We start from the raw sequence: 17717 nt of genomic DNA, 5'->3' as shown, positions 1-17717 counted from the left end.
ACCCGACAATGGCGCGCGAAGTTCTGCGCGCCAGCCGCTTCGATTTAATACACCGCTTTGCCCGTCGAGTCCTTCAGTTGCGCTTTCCAGGCGCCCTGCACCAGCGTCACCACCGACGCCGGCATCGGCACGTAGTCGAGTTCAGCGGCTGCAGCGCCGCCATTCTTGTAGGCCCAGTCGAAGAACTTCAGGATTTCCTTGCCCTTGACGGCGTCGGCCTGGTTCTTGTGCATCAGGATGTACGACACGCCGGTGATCGGCCAGCTCGCTTTGCCAGCCTGGTCGGTCAGCACCACGCCGAAACCGGGCGTCCTGGTCCACTCGGCGCCAGCTGCGGCTGCCTTGAAATTGTCATCGTCCGGCTGCAGGAACACGCCTTCCTTGTTCTTGAGCTGGGTGTGCGACAGCTTGTTTTTCTTGGCGAACGCCCACTCGACGTAGCCGATCGCGCCCTTGATGCGCTGCACGTTGGCGGCGACGCCTTCATTGCCCTTGCCGCCCACACCGACGGCCCACTTGACGGCCGAGCCGGCGCCGATTTTCGATTTGAAGTCGGCGTTCGTTTTCGACAGGTAGTCGGTGAACAGGAACGACGTGCCCGAGCCGTCGGCGCGGTGCACCACCGTGATTTCATCGGCCGGCAGCTTCATGCCAGGATTGAGCGCGGCAATTTCAGGCGCGTTCCATTTGGTGATCTTGCCCAGGTAGATGTCGGCGACGACAGCACCGGTCAGCTTCATCTGTCCCGGCGCAATGCCTTCGATGTTGACGACGGTGACGACGCCACCCATGATAGCCGGGAACTGCATCAGCCCTTCAGCGTCGAGCTCTTCAGCTTTCAGCGGCATGTCGGACGCGCCGAAGTCGACCGTTTTGGCCTTGATCTGCTTGATGCCGGCGCCGGAACCCACCGATTGGTAGTTCAGGCCGTTGCCGGTGGTGCTCTTGTACATCTCGGCCCACTTGGCGTAGATCGGGTACGGAAACGTGGCGCCGGCGCCGGTCATGTCGGCGGCCAGCGCGCCCGACAATGCCACCATGGCAGACACGCCAACGACAACCGACTTCAACATCAACTTGATTTTCATTTTTTTCCTGTGTGGTTGGGTTTTGAACGTGCCGAGTCTAAAGCGCGAATATGACGCGTGTGTGACGACCATAGCACTTCAACACCGATGCGATCGGCGTGTCGTCGCGCGAAATCGCCCAGGGCAATTACGACCTGTCGGCCCGCACCGAGGAACAAGCCGGCTCGCTGGAGCAGACCGCGTCGTCGATGGAGGAGCTGACCAGCGCGGTGCAGCAGAACGGCGCCAGCGCCCAGCGAGCCGGCGTGCTGGCCGACCAGGCCGCCGGCGTGGCGCGCCGCGGCGGCACGGCAGCGGCGCAGATGATCGAAACGATGGGCTCGATCAATGCGTCGTCGCGCAAGATCGTCGACACCATCGGCGTGATCGACGGTATCGCGTTTCAAACCAACATCCTCGCGCTCAAACGCCGCCGTCGAGGCCGCGCGGACCGGCGAACAGGGCCGCCGCTTCGCCGTCGTCGCGTCGGAGGTGCGCAACCTGGCCAGCCAAGCGGCCTGCAGGAAGCCGTCAGCGTGTTCAATATCAGCCCGGCAGCTGCGCCGGCGCCCATGGAAGCGACGTAACAAGCCCGTCACATTCAAACCGTAGACTCCTCCCCGAATTGAGCCCACCCATCAACACCGGAGAAATCGCACATGAACAAACTGAATGACTTTTCCCGATCGCTCACCGATCCGGATGACGACAATTGCAACGAATCGGGAAATGAAAACTTCAGCGCAGTCCTCGACGCCCGCCTCAGCCGGCGCTCCGTGCTCAGAGGCGGCATGGCGTCGGCGGCCACCGCGCTGTTCGGCGGCATTGGCCTTGCCGCATGCGGCGGCGACGATGCGCCAGCGGTGAGCCCGCCGGTCGTGCCGGTGGTGCCGCCGCCGCCGGCCGAAGTGCTGCTCGGCTTCGGCGCAGTATCGAAAAGCCTGGCCGACAGCGTCATCGTTCCGGCCGGTTACACCGCCAGCGTGGTCTACGCGCTGGGCGACCCGTTGACGGCCGCCACCGCCGCTTACAAGAACGACGGCACCGACAGCGATTTCGAAGCGCGCGCCGGCGACCACCATGACGGCATGGAGTTGTTCGGCCTGTCGGCGGCCGGCCTGCCGTCGGTCACCTCGGTCGACCGCGCCCTGCTCGCCATCAACCATGAAGCGACGACCGACCAGACGCTGTCGTCGTTCTTCCTGCACGCCAACGGCGGCACCCGAACCTTGCCGCGCCCGGCCGCCGAAGTGGACAAGGAAACGGCCATTCACGGCGTGGCCGTGGTGGAAGTGCGCAAGACCGGCAGCGCCTGGAGCTACGTCAAGGATTCGCCGTTCAACCGCCGCGTCACCGCCTTGAGCGAAGTCGAGATCAGCGGCCCGGCGCGCGGCAACGCGCTGCTGGTGACCAGGTACGCGCCGACGGCCACCCGCACGCGCGGCACGCTGAACAACTGTGGCACCGGCAAGACGCCATGGGGCACGTTCCTGACGGGAGAAGAAAACTGGAACGGCTACTTCACCCGCGGCGCCGCCGACGATGCCGCGCGCGGCAACGACAAGAGCGTCGTCTCGCTCAAGCGCTACGGCCGCACCCAGGGCGCAACGTCGCGCCACGGCTGGGAAAGCGCCGGCGCCGACGACAAGTACGCGCGCTGGAACAACAGCAAGCTGGGCGCGTCGCTCGACGGCAGCGACGACTACCGCAACGAAATGAACGGCATGGGCTTCGTCGTCGAGATGGATCCCTACGACAAGACGCGGATGGCAAAGAAGCGCACCGCCCTTGGCCGCTATGCGCACGAAAGCGCCGCCTTCGGCGCGGCAACCGTCGGCCAGCCGCTGGTGGTGTACATGGGCGACGACTCGCGCAACGAATACGTCTACAAGTTCGTCTCCAGCGCGCTGTGGAGCGCGCTTGACGCCACCGCCGTCGACCGGCTGGCAGCGGGCGACAAATACCTCGACAGCGGCAAGCTGTATGTGGCCAGGTACGCCGCCGATGGCAGCGGCCAGTGGATCGAGCTGGCGATGAGCAATGCCGCCATTGCCGGCTTTGCGGCGTACAAGTTTGCCGACCACGCCGACATCTGCGTCAACGCGCGCCTGGCCGCCGACGCGGTCGGCGCGACGATGATGGACCGGCCGGAGTGGTGCTCGGTCAATCCGGCCAACGGCGAAGTGTATTTTGCGCTGACCAACAACAGCAACCGCCGCGCCGAACCGGGCGCAAGCCCGCAGCTGGCGCCGAACGGGCCCAACCCGCGCGCCTACATCGACCTGAAGGGCACGACCTCGCAGCCGGGCAATCCGAACGGCCACATCGTGCGCATGAAGGAAGGCGCCGGCGGCAACGCGGCCACCACCTTCAGCTGGGACGTGTACCTGTTCGGCGCCGAGTCGGGCGCCAGCCAGGGCATGGTCAACCTGTCGAAACTGACCGGCGAGCAGGACTTTTCCAGCCCGGACGGCCTGGTGTTCAGCCCGTACACCGGCATCTGCTGGTTCCAGACCGACGATGGCGCCTACACCGACGTGACGAACTGCATGATGCTCGCCGCCCTGCCCGGCCAGGTCGGCGACGGCGCCAAGCAGACGCTCAGTTATCCGAAGGCGGCCGGCGGCACGCTCGACGTCGACACCTTCGTCGGCAAGGCGCCGACGGCCAATACGCTCAAGCGTTTCCTGGTGGGCCCCGTCGGCTGCGAAATTACCGGCCTGTGCGAGACGCCGGACGGCAAGTCAATGTTCATCAATATCCAGCACCCTGGCGAGAACACCGACCAGGCCAACCTGGCCGATCCGGCGAAATACACCAGCCAGTGGCCGTCGAATGCCGGCTATGGCGTCGGCAAGCGGCCGCGCTCGGCCACCATCGTCATCACCAAGAATGATGGCGGGCGCATCGGCAGCTAAGGCCGGCGCTTGCATGTCGACGGCCGCTGGCGTAGTCCAGCGGCCGTCGATCAATTCCCACCAGAAATAGTATCGATTTGCCCCCCACACCGTTGCGATGCGAAAACAGACAGATGTCCGTGCTCATGTAAAATCCCAAATACCCCTAACTAACAATCGGTCCTGACCCCGCCGACGAGATCGATCCTCGATGCTTGAACACCATCCGCACCCCTGTTCGGTCCTGCTGATCGACGACGAATCGTTCGCCGAAACGCTGATCAAACACGGCCTGCGCTCGCTGCCGAACCTGCGGCTGCGCTACGATTGCGACGCCGCCCGCGCGGTCGAACTGGCCAAGGAAGTGCTGGCCACGGTGGTGCTGGTCGACCTGCGCATGCCGGCCGTCGACGGTTTCGACGTGATCCGGCGGCTGCGCGCCGATCCGGAAACCGAGCAGATCCCCGTGATCCTGCTGTCGTCCGAGGAAGATGCCGACATCAAGGCCAAGGCGTTTTCGACCGGCGCGAACGATTACCTCGTCAAGTGGCCCGATCCGCGCGAATTGGCCGCGCGGGTGCGCTATCACCACGACGCGTTCGTCGCGCGCCGGCAGCGCGACGCCGCCTTTGTGTCGCTGCGCCTGAGCCAGCAGGAACTGGCGGCCAGCCAGTCGGCGCTGCACCAGGCGCAAAAGATGGAAGCGATCGGCCAGCTGACCGGCGGCGTCGCCCACGATTTCAACAACGTGCTGCAGATCATCGGCGGCAACCTGCAACTCATCAAGCTGCTCGGCGGCGTCAGCGACGCCGCCCGCGGCCGCATCGACACCGCGCTGGCCGGCGTCGAGCGCGGCGCCAGGCTGTCGGCGCACCTGCTGGCGTTTGCCCGCCGCCAGCCGCTGCAAGCCGTGGTGGTCGACCTGGCCGCCATGCTGCGCAGCATGGAAGACATGATGCGCCGCGTGCTTGGCCCGCGCGCCACCGTCGTCAGCGACATCGACGCCGGCCTGTGGAGCGCCACCGTCGATCCGAGCCAGCTCAACAATGTACTGGTGAACCTGGTCATCAACGCGCGCGATGCGATGGCCGACGGCGGCACCTTGACCATCCGCGCCTGCAATGTTGCCCACGGCGCGCCGGCGCTGGCCGCAGTCGGCGCCGGTAATTACGTCATGCTGGAAGTGGCCGACAGCGGCGCCGGCATGCCGGCCGCCGTGCTCGAGCGCGCGTTCGAGCCGTTCTTCACCACCAAGCCGATCGGCCAGGGCACGGGCCTGGGCCTGTCGATGGCGTACGGCTTCGTCAAGCAGTCCGGCGGCGACATCTTGCTCCACAGCGAACCGGGCCAGGGCACCAGCGTGAAGATCTTTTTGCAGCGCAGTGCGGAGGCGCCGGCGCCGGTCGTCGAGATTGCCGCCGCGCCGCTTGGCGGCGGCATCGAAACGATCCTCGTGGTCGACGACGAGGAGGACGTGCGCGCCTCGACGAGCGACCTGCTGTCGGCGCTCGGCTACCAGGTGCTGTGCGCGCAAGACGGCGCCAGCGCCGTCGCGCTGGTCGACAGCGGCGTCCACCTCGACCTGGTATTTACCGATGTGATCATGCCCGGCGACGTCAGCAGCCTGGCGCTGCGCGACCGCGTGCGCACGATGCTGCCCAGGGCCCAGGTGCTGTTTACGTCAGGCTACGCCGAAGGGGTGCTCACGCATGAAGGCAAGGTCGACGCCGCGGTCAACCTGCTGCAAAAGCCCTACAGCGCGGACGTGCTCAGCGAGCGCATTCGCCACCTGCTGCGCCGCCCCGTCCCGCTCACTTCGGCTTGATGTAGCGCTGCGAGCCTGGCGGCGGCTCGTTGCGCACCGCCCAGAAGATGCCGAGGTCGGTGATGGCGCGGACAAATTCGTTGAAGTCGACCGGCTTGACGACGTAGGCATTGACGCCCAGCTCGTAGCTGCGCAGCAGGTCCTGCTCCTCTTTCGACGACGTCAGCATCACCACGGGGATGCTTCGCGAGCCGGCGGTACTGCGGATTTACTTCAGCACTTCGAGGCCATCGACCTTCGGCAGCTTCAGGTCGAGCAGCACGACGGCCGGGTTGCCGGCCTGGCGACTGCTGAAATCGCCGCGGTACATCAGGTAATCGAGCGCTTCGGCGCCGTCGCGCGCGATCACCACTTCATTGGCAAGCTGGCTTTTCGACAGCGCGATCAGGGTCAGTTCCAGGTCGTGTGGATTGTCCTTGGCGTTCGACGATGCGGCGCACGTTCGCCAGTCCAATGCCGGTGCCGGGGAAGTCCTCCATCCGGTGCAGCCGCTGGAACACGCCGAACAGCTTGTGCACGTAGTCCATGTTGAAGCCGGCGCCATTGTCGGCGATGCGAAACCCCGTTTCCGTGGCTGCGTCGGTGGCGTCGATCCGTATGATCGCGGGGTCTTTTCCTGCCGTAAACTTCACCGCGTTCGACAGCAGGTTGATCACCGCCAGCTACAGGAACGCCGGGTCGGCGCGCACGCCGGGCAGTTCGCCGACCTGCCACTCGAGGTTGCGCTCGCCGACGTCGGCCGACAGCTTGTCGATGCAGCCCTTGACCAGGTCAGCGATGTTGACGGCGACCGGGCGCAGCGCGGCGCGGCCCATCTGCGAAAAGCTCAGCAGGTCGTCGACCAGCTTGCCGGCCAGCCGCGCGGAATCCTTGATGTTGGCCAGGAAGCGCTGGCGCGTGGCGCCGTCGCTGTCGGCCGCCGACGTCATCAACAGGTCGGAAGAGCATACGATGTGGCGCAGCCGCGCGCCCACGTCGTGCGATACCGAATACGAGAACGCCTCGAGTTCCTTGTTCGAGCGGCCCAGTTCGGCGGCCAGCTCGGCCATCTGCTCGGCCCGCTCGAGCGCGATGCCGAGCAAGGCGGTGCGAAATTCCAGCGCCAGCTCGATCTCGCCGTTGTGCCACGGCGCGCTGGTGCCGTGGATCGTCTCGCGCCAGGTGGCGAAGCTGGTGCGCGGCGTCAATTGCGCGCTCCGGCCGGCGTCCTTGGCGTGCGGATTGCCGGCCCAGTCGACGGTATGCACCACTTCCGCACGGAACCACAGCAGGTAGTGGCGGTGGATGCGCGAAATCCGCATCGCCAGCAGGCCGCTGGCGTTGTGGGTAAAGTCGGCGGCCGGCGCGTACTGCGCCGACAGCTTGTCGGTATGGAACAGGTCGTCGTGGTTGTGCACGTTCAGCCAGGCCACCAGGTCGCCGATCTGCTCGTGCGACGGCGCCTCGCCATAGCTGATGACGCGCTCGTCGACGACGATCGCCACGCCGCCGGCGCGGGCGAACTTGAGCAGGCCGGGGAACACGCTGCTCATGTTGTCGATGAAGTCGGCGCCGTTGGTCAAACCTGCCAGCATCGACACCATCACGCGCCGCACGTCGAGGCGAAACTGCAGCTGGGCGGCATTCTCGCGCGACTCGATCGACAGCGACAGTATCTGGCCGAGCTGCTCGCAGGCGCTGCGCTTGTCGAACGCCAGTGGGCACGGTGCGGCGTTGTGGCACGATACCAGTCCCCACAGCTGGCCCTTGAGCATCAGCGAGATCGACATCGACGCCAGCGTGTTCATGTTGCGCATGTACTGCAGATGCACCGGCGAGACGCTGCGCAGCGCGGCGAACGACAGGTCGTTCGGCCGGCCGCTGAGCGGATTAGTTTCCGGCACCAGCCGCGCCGGCGTGTAGTCGGCGTCCTGGATCAGGCGGATCCGGTTGACCACATACAGCTCGCGCGCCTGGCGCGGAATGTCCGACGCCGGGAAGCGCTGGCCGAGATAGGACGGGTAGCCGTCGGCGCGGCACTCGGCCATCACGTGGCCGTTGCCGTCCTGGTCGAACTGGTACACCATCACGCGGCCGAAGCCGGTCAGGCTGCGGATCTGGCGCGCCGCCAGGTCGCTCATCGCTTCGACGCTGACGGCCGACGGCAGCGCGAGCAGAAATTCGCTGACCAGGGGGAACAGGTGGCGAAAGTCGGCCTGCGCGCCGCGCTCGCTCGCTTCGAATTCGAGCAGCAGCAGGCTGTCGTAGCCGTGGCCGAGGACGTCGAAGCCGGCGCCGTTGGCCAGGTTGATGGTGCCGAGGTAGCTGGGGCGCGTGCCGATCTTGCCCGAGTGCAGTTCGCTCGCCAGCACGCGCGCCGCTTCATTGCCGATGACGGCGGCGAGCGGCTGGCCGACGGCGAGCTCGGCGGCCACGCCGGTGTGGGTGGCGAGGTTGTCGCTTGCCTGCAATAGCGACAGCTGGTCCGACAGGCAGAGCAGGAAACCATGCGGTTGTATGCTGCCAGGACAGCGGATGGGTTCCTTGTCGCAGCTGGACAAGTCGAGCGGGGAAACTTCACGGGTGGCCTGATTCATCGGATCGGTCAGTGCGCCAACACTGAAGTTGCGGGAACGGCATTTTAGAGGGAAATTTATCGACGCGACGCACGACAAATACACTGTTGTGCGCGCCCGACGCCGTCCCCTGCGCTACCCGGCCTGCTGCATGGCGCGCGCGCCCAGCCAGTCGACCAGCGCGCTAGAGGTCAGCGGCCGGCTGAACAGGTAGCCCTGCCCCTTGTCGCACTTCAGTTCGCGCACCAACGCCGCCTGCTTGGGCGTTTCGATGCCTTCGGCCACCGTGTCCATGCCCAGGCTGCGCGCCACCATCACCGTCGCCTCGATCAGCACGCGGTGGTGATCGCTGGTATCGCCCAGGTTGACGAACGAGCGGTCGATCTTGACGGTGTCGACCGGCAGCAGGTGCAGGCTTGCCAGCGACGAGTATCCGGTGCCGAAATCATCTAACGCGAGCTTGATGCCGAGCGCCTTGAGTTCATGCAGCCGCTCCTGCACCTGCTGGTCTTGCGCGGCCAGGCTCTCGGTCACTTCCAGTTGCAGCCGCGGCGCCTGCATGCCGCTCGCGGCCAGGATGCCGGTCACCACCTCGGTCCAGCCGGGCTGCGCCAGCTGGGCGCGCGACAGGTTCACCGCCAACAGGCGCGGCGCGCGCTCGCCCAGTTCGGCTTGCCAGCGGACGAAATCGTCGCAGGCCTGGCGCAGCACGAAGTCGCCCACCGCGCCGATCAGGCCGCACTCTTCGGCGACCTCGATGAATTCGACCGGCGAGACGATGCCGCGGGTCGGGTGCTGCCAGCGCACCAGCGCCTCGACGCCGGTGGCGTAGTCGGTGCCGCCGCCATCGAGCAGGCCGACCACCGGCTGGTACAGCACGAACAACTGTTGCTCCAGCAGGGCGCGGCGCAGGTCGCCTTCGATGTCGCCGCGGCGCACCACGCGCTCGCGCATCGCCGTGTCGAACAGCACGTAGCGCCCGCCGCCGGCGCGCTTCGCTTCGGCCATGGCGATGCTGGCGTCGCGCAGCACCGCGTCGGCCTCGCCGCTGGCCTGGGCGCCGAGCACGATGCCCAGGCTGACGTTGCAGATGATCTCCTGGGCCGCAATCCGGTACGGCTTGCTGATCGTCTCGAGCAGGCGCTGCGCGACGCTTTCGATGTCGGCGGTGCAGCGCATGCCGTCGAGCACGACGACGAACTCGTCGCCGCCGATGCGCGCGGCCATCTGGCTCGGGCCGGCGGCCAGCCCGATGCGGTCGGTGGGTGGGCGCAAGGCGGCGCGCATGCGCTCCGCCATCGTCGTGAGCACCTTGTCGCCGGCGGCGTTGCCGAGCGTGTCGTTGATCTGCTTGAAGCGGTCGAAATTGATAAACATGAAGGCCGACTCGCCTTGCGCGGCCGCCGCCGGGCGCGTCATGATCAGGCGGATCTGCTCCTGCACCGCGCGCCGGTTCGGCATCTTGGTCAGGCCGTCGATACGGGCGGCGTTGTCGAGGCGGCGCGTCAGCGTGGCCTGCTCGCGCTGCACCTCCGCGGTGGCGTCTTCCAGCACCGCCATGAAACGCTGCGCATCGAGTTTCAACAGGCTGATCGACAGCACCTGCGGCCCGGTCGCGGCGCCGGCGTGCGACGGCAGGCTCACGCGCAAGGTCTCGCAGACGACGCCGGTCGGCGCGGCAAACGTCGACGCCATCGCCGACAGTTCCGGCGCGATGCCGGCCAGCACGGCGAACAGGTTGTCCAGGTTGCCGTCGCTCGTCAACGGCATCAACAGGCTCGACGATTTCGGATTGAGCATCTCGATGGTGCCGTCGGCACTGATCTGCATCAGGCCGATCGGCGTGCGGTAGAGAAACTGGATCAACGCCTCGTAGGCGTCGGCGCTGTCAGGCTGAGCCGATGCTGCCGCAGTCACTTGATCTGCAGGTGCGCCCGTTGCCGGCGACGGCCCCGGCCGATGCGGCTCGCCCGCGGCGCGCTTGTCGCTGATGTCGCGGATGATCAGGCTGTAGGCTGGCGCGTCCGGCGCCGCGTCCCGATCGGGCAGCGGCGAGATCATCGCGCTGGCCCAGAAGTGGCTGCCGTCGGCGCGCAGGCGCGCACCTTCGTCGAGGCTCCAGCCGTTCTTGTCGGCGTCGCGCAGGCGCTCTGCCAGGTGGGCCGGCGTGCTGGCGCCGGCCGGATGGAAAATTCCGTACGGCTGGCCGACCAGCGCCTCCGGCGCGTAGCCGAGCATGCGCCCGATGCTGTCGTTCCACGCGTCGATGCGGCCGAGCTGGTCGAGCCTGACCATTGCGTAGTCGCTGATGTTGGTGAGGATCGCGGTGAGCCAGGCGTCGGTCTGCTTCAGCTCGCGGTCGCGCCGCACTTGCGCCGTGACGTCGGCCAGCACGACCATCAGGCGGTTCTCGTCGAGCTTGACGACGCTGAGCGAGACGACCTTGATCGCCGTCGCGCGCTTGCTGACGGCGATCAGGTGGATGTGCATACCGTCGCAAATGACGCCTTGCGTGGGCGAAAAGTCCGCGCACAGCCGGCGTAGCTCGGGCGCCACGCTGTCGAGGGCGGTGAACAGGTTGCTGAGGCCGCCGTCGCGCGACAGCGGCATCAGCAGCTGGACCGAGACCGGATTGATCATGCCGATGGTGCCGTCCACCGTTGCCTGCACCAGGCCGACCGGCGCCAGGTACAGGAACTGAATCAGCGCTTCATGTTTGGCGTTGATGTCGGCGGCGGTACTGTCGCTCACGATAGCCGGTTGACCAGGACGTAGCGGGTGGCCGATCCCGGCGAGGCGATCAGCCGCAGCGCCACCTTGACCGGGCGCATGCGAAACGTCAGCACGTAATCGATGGTGACGTCGAGCGCCTCGCCGGCATCGAGCGCGTCGTCGAAGCGCTGGGCGACCATGAAGTTGTTCATGCACGGCGCCACCACGGTAAACAACGGCTGGCCGAGCACGCGTGGCGGCGCCAGGCCGGCCGCTTTCGATTCGAACGCGTTGTAACGCCGCACGACGGTGTCGTTGTCGAACCCGATCACGCCGAAATCGAGCGCGTCGAGCTGGTCGCTGTCGAGCGTTGCCAGAGCGGCTACGATATCGGCCTGTTCGAACAGAGTGCGGGGTGCGTCACTCATTGAAGGTACTCCTGGAAAACGGATTCAACATCGCCGAACTACTAGTTGTCTGAGGGCATTATGTTCACACAGATATATTGGGCTGTCAATGTTGTCCATGACATTATCGGCGAAGTGTGATCCTTAAATCCGCTTCGCACCACAAGTTCAGGATCTTCCGTTCACATACGACCGAGGAACAGCATCGGTCAAGACACCGTGCTTGGCGAGCCCCTTGTGGTCGGGCAGCAAGTCGATCGAGCTTGGGGTGTAGTTGAGCGAGCTGATGACACGGGACAGGAAGGCGGCGCCCGAGATTGACGGGTCACCGTTTATGAACGATTCGTCCGCGCCGCCCATGAAGTGGGGATAGCGCTCCGCCATGTTCTTGACGAACTGGCGCATTGCCGAGTCGGATGACCGGTTCGGTGCTGCCGACGGCGTCGATAATTGCGCAACGTACCGTACAGTTCGGCGGGTTGATCTTCCGCCTCCGGAGGCGGTGAAAGCGGCGAAAAAGCCGCGGGAGGCAAGGTAGCATGAACGGATTCATTCTGGTCCTCGTGATCCTCAACACGACCTACAACAACCGGGGCAGCGGCTCGTACTAGATTGACTCGCCGGTCGTAACCATGCAGGAGTTCAGCGACGAAAAGGCGTGCGTTTTCGCTCGCGACGTCGTCCTGCGTCGTGCCGGCGGCATGAAGCGCACGCTCCACATCGTATGTATTCCAAAAGCCTGAAATGACCGACATCAAAGGAAGCCGGCGCCACCATTCGCAGCGTCACGGCTGGATCGAACCACGACGCCACCCCTGAACAGGTCGCGGCCGCGATCGATGCGCGTGACCATGGTCGATCACCGCTTCGTCCCGGCTGACGGCGAAAATGCCGTTCTTGTAGCACTGCTGCCGGAAGATGTCAGCGAAACTGCTCGCGACAATCACCCGAACGCCATACTGCAGCAGCGCCCACGGCGCGTGTTCGCGCGAGCTGCCGTAGCCGAAATTGCGGCGCGCCAGCAGCAACGCCGCGCCCTGGTAGCGCGCCTGGTTCAGCACGAACTGCGTGTTCAGCGGCCGGCGCGCATTGTCGGCACCCGGTTTGCCCGCATCGAGGTAGCGCCAGGCGTCGAACAGTTCGGCCCGAAGCCGGTCTTGCCAGGGTGTTGCCACGCTGGCGGCGCCGCGCTTGTTGTATTTTCTTGCATGGAACACACCAATTCAACGCAACGGGAACGGGAAAAGAAGCGCAATTATTTGATCGAATAATCAAAAAATGCGAACAATGGCGGGGCCAGGCACGCTGCCGAAAGAAATGCGGTGCACGCTGTACTTCTGGCCGGATTGCTCTGTTAATATCCCCAGCCGTAAGGCCGGAAAGCAGATTCCGGCGGCGACCACATGGAGACATCGAATGAATACGAGCAGCGCAGCGCGGCCCCGCATTGTCGTCGGCATCAGCGGCGCCTCCGGCGTCATCTACGGCATCCGGATGCTGCAACTGCTGCGCGAGCTCGACGTGGAGTCGCACCTGGTGATGAGCAAATCGGCGCAGGTCACGCTGCAGTACGAGTCGGACCTGAGCATGGCGGAAGTGAAGGCGATGGCCGACGTGGCGTATTCGAACACCGACATCGGCGCGGCCATTTCGAGCGGATCGTTCAAGGTGGCCGGCATGGTGGTGGCGCCCTGCTCGATCAAGACGATGTCGGAGATCGCCACCGGCGTCACCGGTTCGCTGCTGTCGCGCGCGGCCGACGTCAACCTGAAGGAGCGGCGGCGCCTGGTGCTGATGGTGCGCGAGACGCCGCTGCACCTCGGGCACATCCGCAGCATGGCGGCGGTGACCGAAGCCGGTGCGATCGTCTATCCGCCGGTGCCGGCGTTTTACGCGCGGCCGGCCAGCCTGGAAGAAATGGTCGACCATTCGCTGGGACGGGTGCTCGACCTGTTCGGCTTCGACACCGGCACCGTGCGGCGCTGGAATCCACGCGACGGCGCCGCGCCTGAAACTTAAGTCTTGGTAGTTGCCAAAAATTGACCGTGTTCTGGTTGGGTCGGCTACCGAACATACCGCCACTCGATCGAATGCTAACTTGAATTTTTGGATTCAGGAGATAGCCGTGAGCGGAACACTACGAACGTGCTATCGAGGTTGGAACATTGCAGTTCGCTGCCTCAGCAAAGGCGCCCCAGCTGCCAGGCAGGCAGGCGCAGGAACCCACGCGGCAACCGCGCGGGCGTCGCTGGACGAGTCGGGCAACCACAGCGAGTGGATCGATCCGCGGCCGCAGACGGTGATGATAGTGGCGCGCGATTTCGACACGACTTCGCATTGCTCGCAGGCCGTGCTGGCCGAAATTAAAATCCTGATCGACGGCTTGAAACGTTAACGTTTCAGCACGACAATGCCGCGCTCACATCAGCGATCCGCGTCGCGCCGCTTGAGCATGTAGTAGCCGATGCCGACGATGGCGGTGGCTACCTCAGCCTGCTTGGCCAGGCCGGCCCGGTTGTGCTGCCACTCGGCCTTGATGCCCATCTCTCCGAACACATTTGGCACGCGCCCCTCCATCAGGTCATCGGCGACGCCTTCAACGACGTTGATCCGGTCGGCCAACAACAACAGCATGAAGTGCCGGATATCGTTTTCGGTCATTTTGTAGGCCAGGCGACGCAGCATGCCGGAGATGCCTTTTGGCCGCACGCTGGGTGCCAAACAGCGGCGTGATGGGCGGCCGCTCGGGCGAGACGAAATATCCCATGCGCTCCGGTTGCTGCGACGGCGCGGCAATCGGCGCGCCCTCCAGGCGCGGCGGCGTACGCTCCATCGGCACGCCTGGACGATTCTTGCGGTCCAGGTCCGCGCCCCACCCTTGTATGTGCGTCATGTCGCGGGCGGCGCAAGGCTGTGGCGCAAAAAAATGGTCGTCGTGTTGACACCCTTATCGAGTGCGTTACCGATCGGCACGGCGTTGAAGGTTGGCCCGTAGACGCCGACAATCGACACATTGCCGCCGTTGCGGACCGAATTGATGGCCCAGTGCAGCGCGGTGGCGCTGCCGGCCTGCAGTTTCATGTAGCGCCCGGTCAAGGTCTGAGCGGCGCTTCCTGACGCCTCGCAGCCGACCGCATCGATGCACACGTCGGCGCCGCCGACGTACAGGAAAATGGCCACCGCGCCCCACACCAGGAATCGCAGCAAGCATTCTCAAGCGGCATGGCTTCGGCAATGTTTTCAATGTGTTAGGCGGAATGACGGCGCGGTAAAATCTAGCTCTTCCGATCGAGAAAAAAGCGGAGAGGACGTCGGCGAATTGCGATGCCGAGCACGGCCATCGCCGCAGATGGTCATCGCAGCAGAGCTCGTGCGGGAGAGGCCGCTGCAGGGACCGACTGCCCAGCGCTCTGAGCGCGCGACGGCGCCGCAGCAGCGGCGAGTTTGAAGGTGCCGACGACCGAAGACAATTGTCTTGCCTGATCCTGCATCGAGTCGGCAGCAGCCGCCGCCTGTTCCACCAGCGCTGCATTTTGTTGAGTGACCTGGTCCATCTGTGCAATGGCCTGGTTCACTTGCGCAATTCCGGCGCTTTGCTCCTGCCCGGCGAGGGCGATTTCGCCCATGATAGCGGTCACCCGCTTGACGCTGGCAACTACTTCGTTCATCGTCGCGCCGGCGGAATTGACCATGCGGCTTCCCGCTTCGACCTTGTCCACCGAATCGCCGATCAGTTCCTTGATTTCCTTGGCTGCTGCAGCGCTGCGCTGAGCGAGGTTGCCCACTTCGGAAGCGACGACGGCAAAACCGCGCCCCTGCTCTCCTGCGCGCGCCGCTTCGACCGCCGCGTTCAACGCCAGAATGTTGGTCTGGAACGCGATCCCGTCGATCACGCTGATGATGTCGACGATCCGCTTGGCTGAGGCATTGATCGACTCCATCGTACCGACCACGTCTGCGACGGCAGCGCCACCTTTGATCGCCACTTCCGACGCCACATTGGCCAACTCGTTGGCCTGGCGCACGCTGTCGCCGTTCTGCTGCACCGTCGACGTCAATTCCTCCATCGACGCCGCCGTTTCTTCCAAGGAGCTGGCCTGTTCTTCCGTGCGCGAGGACAGGTCGAGGTTTCCCGCCGCGATTTCGCTCGATGCTGTTGTAATCGTATCGGTGCCCGAGCGCACCTTGCGCACCAGCGCAGCCAGGCTGTTCTGCATTGTGCGCATCGCAAAGAGGAGACTGGCGGAGTTCTGGTCGTTGTCGACGTCGATTCGACGAGTCAGGTCGCCCGCGGCAATCGATGCGGCGATCGAGGCTGCGTAATCGGGCTCGCCACCCAACTGTCGCATGACGTTGCGGGTGAGCCAGAATGCGACGCCCGCACCGGCGACGATCGCGCCGGCGGCGAGAAGCAGGCTGTACGTCAACGATGTGGCAGTCCGTTTTTCAAGATCAGTTTTCGCGAGTGCAACCCCTGCATTCTTGGCTTTGATCAGATCGAGCAGATCGATGCGGATCTGACGCCACAACGGCGTCTCGTCCTTGTTGAGCAGCTCGATCGCCGCCGCCTGATCGACTTTGATCAAGCCAAGAATTTTCTTGTGCATCTCGGCCTGGCGTTCTTGCAATGCCTTGATCTTGTCGAGCGTTTGGGAAACCGCCGGATCACCTTTTGCCAGAGCCTGCGCGATCGCCAGTTCCTTGGCAAACGACTCGCGTGCGTTATCGAGGTTCTTGTAACCTTGCAGGTTGGAAGGCGACAGGATGACGTTGCGCAGTGCCTGGCCCATTTGCAGACCTTGGGCGTACAAGTTGGTGCTGGCTGTCAGGAATGCCTGGTCCTGTTCGATAAACTTGTCGAACTGGGTAGCCGCGTTTTGCATTCCGGAAATTGCAACGCCAAGCGCGATCGCAAAAAAAGCAAAGACGACGGCCATGCACGTCGCCATTTTGTTACGTAATTTCATACTGTTGTTCCGCCCGCTAAAAGTGCCGCTGATCAATAAACAACGGCCATTATCGTCGGAAACCAAAAAATCCCCTAAGTAACTTTTTTCCATCGCAGCAATAGTGGGCAGGTGATGCTAGCGTGCAACAAAGTCGGGCATGCAGCCCACCGCTTCCACGTCAGCTACGCGTGCTTCGGCCTTGTCGGCAGGCTGAGCGAGTTGTACGCTTCGTCCGTTGTTTGACCGAACTACCCTCGCCGCCAGCGAAACTTGTCAAGCGCCTTGTCGTCGTTCTTTTGTTCAGGCAGCCCGGTTATTGCCGGCAATACAGCCAAGCGCGGCATCCCCCCTTTGACCTGGACTTTGCCCTGATTGTCCTTCCAGATGACGCCGGGCGTGCCGGCAATGCCGAACCGCTGCATCAGTTCGCCGTTCTGTCGAATCGCCGCCGCAACGGCCGGCTGCGCAGCCTCGCCGGCCTGCGCCGAAGCTGTCCACGGTTTGCCGTGGTTTTCTTCCATTTGTGCGGAACGCCGCCACTTTGTCGACGGCCGCCAGCACTTCGATCGCCTTCGGCATGCTGGTCGGACCGAGCGTGGCGACAGGGATCCAGCGCACCTGCAGGCCCACCTTCTCGTAAGGCTGCAGGGCAAGCCACCTGTCGATCGTCGATACGATCGTCCAGCGCTACGGTGGGAAACTGACATTGGTCAACCGCAACGGTGGCGGCCTGAGCGTGCACCTGCGCCTGCCGGCGGCGCCCGCCCGATCGCGGCCCTGCGCTAGAGCGCTTGCATGACGCGCTCCAGTTTTTGGCGCACCTCGCTTGCCAGCGCCGCGATGCCCGCTGCGTCCACCAGCTGCAACACCGATTCAGTATCCATGAATTCGACACTCACCTGCCCCTCGGCGATCTGCCGCACCAGCACATTGCATGGCAACAGCAGCCCGATCGATGGCTCAGCCTGGATCGCGCGCTGCGCCAGCGCCGGATTGCAGGCGCCGAGAATCCGGTATGCCGGCATATCCGCGTTGAGCTTCTTCTTCAATGTGGCGGCGACGTCGATGTCGCTCAGGATGCCGAATCCTTCTGCCTGCAAGGCGGCCGTGACACGTTCGATCGCCTGCTCGAACGCGCAGGCCACAGTCTTGCCGAATCCATATTTGCTTGCCATTTCTTCCTCCGTTGATGTTGGTTTTCCGGCATTCAAGATTGCCGACAAGGTCGTTGCGTTCGTCACCGCAGCGCTGACGCTATATTATATTGAATAATAGTTTGTGATGAAATATAATATCTACGTACAA

At 64.5% G+C, this 17717-nt stretch carries 14 protein-coding genes and 4 pseudogenes; 5 read left to right on the top strand and 13 right to left on the bottom strand.

Annotated features, from left to right (window positions below):
• Positions 1 to 44: 44 nt before the first annotated feature.
• The gene (gene pstS / locus ACP7DD_RS05430; protein ID WP_426173683.1) at positions 45 to 1088 is read right to left on the bottom strand and encodes a phosphate ABC transporter substrate-binding protein PstS; all 1044 of its coding nucleotides are present in this window, start codon (positions 1086 to 1088) and stop codon (positions 45 to 47) included.
• 83 nt (positions 1089 to 1171) lie between these two features.
• On the opposite strand from pstS, the pseudogene ACP7DD_RS05425 reads away from it, so the two are divergent.
• The 3 genes and pseudogenes from ACP7DD_RS05425 to ACP7DD_RS05415 form a co-directional block, all read left to right on the top strand.
• Positions 1172 to 1586 (top strand): annotated as a pseudogene (locus ACP7DD_RS05425) (methyl-accepting chemotaxis protein); the annotation flags it as partial.
• Between the two features lie 140 nt (positions 1587 to 1726).
• Positions 1727 to 3985 (top strand): PhoX family protein, encoded by a 2259-nt coding sequence (locus ACP7DD_RS05420; protein ID WP_426173682.1) that lies wholly within the window; start codon positions 1727 to 1729, stop codon positions 3983 to 3985.
• A gap of 190 nt (positions 3986 to 4175) precedes the next feature.
• Positions 4176 to 5789: a response regulator gene (locus tag ACP7DD_RS05415; RefSeq protein WP_426173681.1), complete on the top strand. Its 1614-nt coding sequence runs from the start codon at positions 4176 to 4178 to the stop codon at positions 5787 to 5789.
• Here ACP7DD_RS05415 and ACP7DD_RS05410 read toward each other — a convergent pair.
• The 7 genes and pseudogenes from ACP7DD_RS05410 to ACP7DD_RS05380 all read right to left on the bottom strand — a co-directional run.
• Positions 5776 to 6243 (bottom strand): annotated as a pseudogene (locus ACP7DD_RS05410) (response regulator). The gene ACP7DD_RS05415 and the pseudogene ACP7DD_RS05410 sit on opposite strands and share 14 nt — an antisense overlap.
• Positions 6143 to 6445, bottom strand: a complete 303-nt coding sequence (locus ACP7DD_RS05405) for a sensor histidine kinase (RefSeq protein WP_426173680.1) — start codon at positions 6443 to 6445, stop codon at positions 6143 to 6145. The pseudogene ACP7DD_RS05410 and the gene ACP7DD_RS05405 overlap by 101 nt, the downstream one beginning before the upstream one ends.
• A 6-nt stretch (positions 6446 to 6451) precedes the next feature.
• Positions 6452 to 8365, bottom strand: a complete 1914-nt coding sequence (locus ACP7DD_RS05400; RefSeq protein ID WP_426173679.1) for a GAF domain-containing protein — start codon at positions 8363 to 8365, stop codon at positions 6452 to 6454.
• 114 nt (positions 8366 to 8479) lie between these two features.
• The gene (locus ACP7DD_RS05395) at positions 8480 to 11095 is read right to left on the bottom strand and encodes an EAL domain-containing protein (protein ID WP_426173678.1); all 2616 of its coding nucleotides are present in this window, start codon (positions 11093 to 11095) and stop codon (positions 8480 to 8482) included.
• The gene (locus ACP7DD_RS05390; protein ID WP_426173677.1) at positions 11092 to 11484 is read right to left on the bottom strand and encodes a phosphonate transporter; all 393 of its coding nucleotides are present in this window, start codon (positions 11482 to 11484) and stop codon (positions 11092 to 11094) included. The genes ACP7DD_RS05395 and ACP7DD_RS05390 overlap by 4 nt, the downstream gene beginning before the upstream one ends.
• A 147-nt stretch (positions 11485 to 11631) precedes the next feature.
• Positions 11632 to 11868, bottom strand: coding sequence for a hypothetical protein (locus ACP7DD_RS05385; protein ID WP_426173676.1), 237 nt, complete (start codon positions 11866 to 11868; stop codon positions 11632 to 11634).
• A 446-nt stretch (positions 11869 to 12314) separates the two neighbouring features.
• A pseudogene (locus tag ACP7DD_RS05380) lies at positions 12315 to 12622 on the bottom strand (3-isopropylmalate dehydratase small subunit); the annotation flags it as partial.
• A 257-nt stretch (positions 12623 to 12879) separates the two neighbouring features.
• Between ACP7DD_RS05380 and ACP7DD_RS05375 the strand changes: the two are divergent.
• Positions 12880 to 13482 (top strand): UbiX family flavin prenyltransferase, encoded by a 603-nt coding sequence (locus ACP7DD_RS05375; RefSeq protein ID WP_426173675.1) that lies wholly within the window; start codon positions 12880 to 12882, stop codon positions 13480 to 13482.
• 106 nt (positions 13483 to 13588) lie between these two features.
• Complete coding sequence (locus tag ACP7DD_RS05370) at positions 13589 to 13858, top strand: hypothetical protein (RefSeq protein WP_426173674.1); 270 nt, start codon at positions 13589 to 13591, stop codon at positions 13856 to 13858.
• Between the two features lie 29 nt (positions 13859 to 13887).
• Here ACP7DD_RS05370 and ACP7DD_RS05365 read toward each other — a convergent pair whose 3' ends face one another.
• The 5 genes and pseudogenes from ACP7DD_RS05365 to ACP7DD_RS05345 form a co-directional block, all read right to left on the bottom strand.
• Entirely contained in the window at positions 13888 to 14148 is a 261-nt protein-coding gene (locus ACP7DD_RS05365) for a hypothetical protein (protein WP_426173673.1), read from the bottom strand.
• A gap of 255 nt (positions 14149 to 14403) precedes the next feature.
• Positions 14404 to 14619: pseudogene (locus ACP7DD_RS05360) on the bottom strand (glutathione-dependent formaldehyde dehydrogenase); the annotation flags it as partial.
• Positions 14620 to 14816: 197 nt separating this feature from the next.
• Positions 14817 to 16523 carry a methyl-accepting chemotaxis protein gene (locus ACP7DD_RS05355; RefSeq protein ID WP_426173672.1) on the bottom strand — a complete coding sequence of 569 codons (1707 nt, stop codon included), beginning with the start codon at positions 16521 to 16523 and terminating at the stop codon, positions 14817 to 14819.
• A gap of 137 nt (positions 16524 to 16660) precedes the next feature.
• Positions 16661 to 16933, bottom strand: coding sequence for a hypothetical protein (locus tag ACP7DD_RS05350; protein ID WP_426173671.1), 273 nt, complete (start codon positions 16931 to 16933; stop codon positions 16661 to 16663).
• A 261-nt stretch (positions 16934 to 17194) separates the two neighbouring features.
• Positions 17195 to 17635, bottom strand: coding sequence for a DUF302 domain-containing protein (locus tag ACP7DD_RS05345; protein WP_426173670.1), 441 nt, complete (start codon positions 17633 to 17635; stop codon positions 17195 to 17197).
• Positions 17636 to 17717 lie beyond the last annotated feature (82 nt).

Origin of the sequence: Massilia sp. TWR1-2-2 (assembly GCF_049897565.1) — a bacterium.
Lineage (GTDB): Bacteria > Pseudomonadota > Gammaproteobacteria > Burkholderiales > Burkholderiaceae_D > JAFCUW01.
The sequence above is the reverse complement of the archived record's forward strand: the minus strand, read 5'-3'. Positions and strand labels throughout refer to the sequence as shown.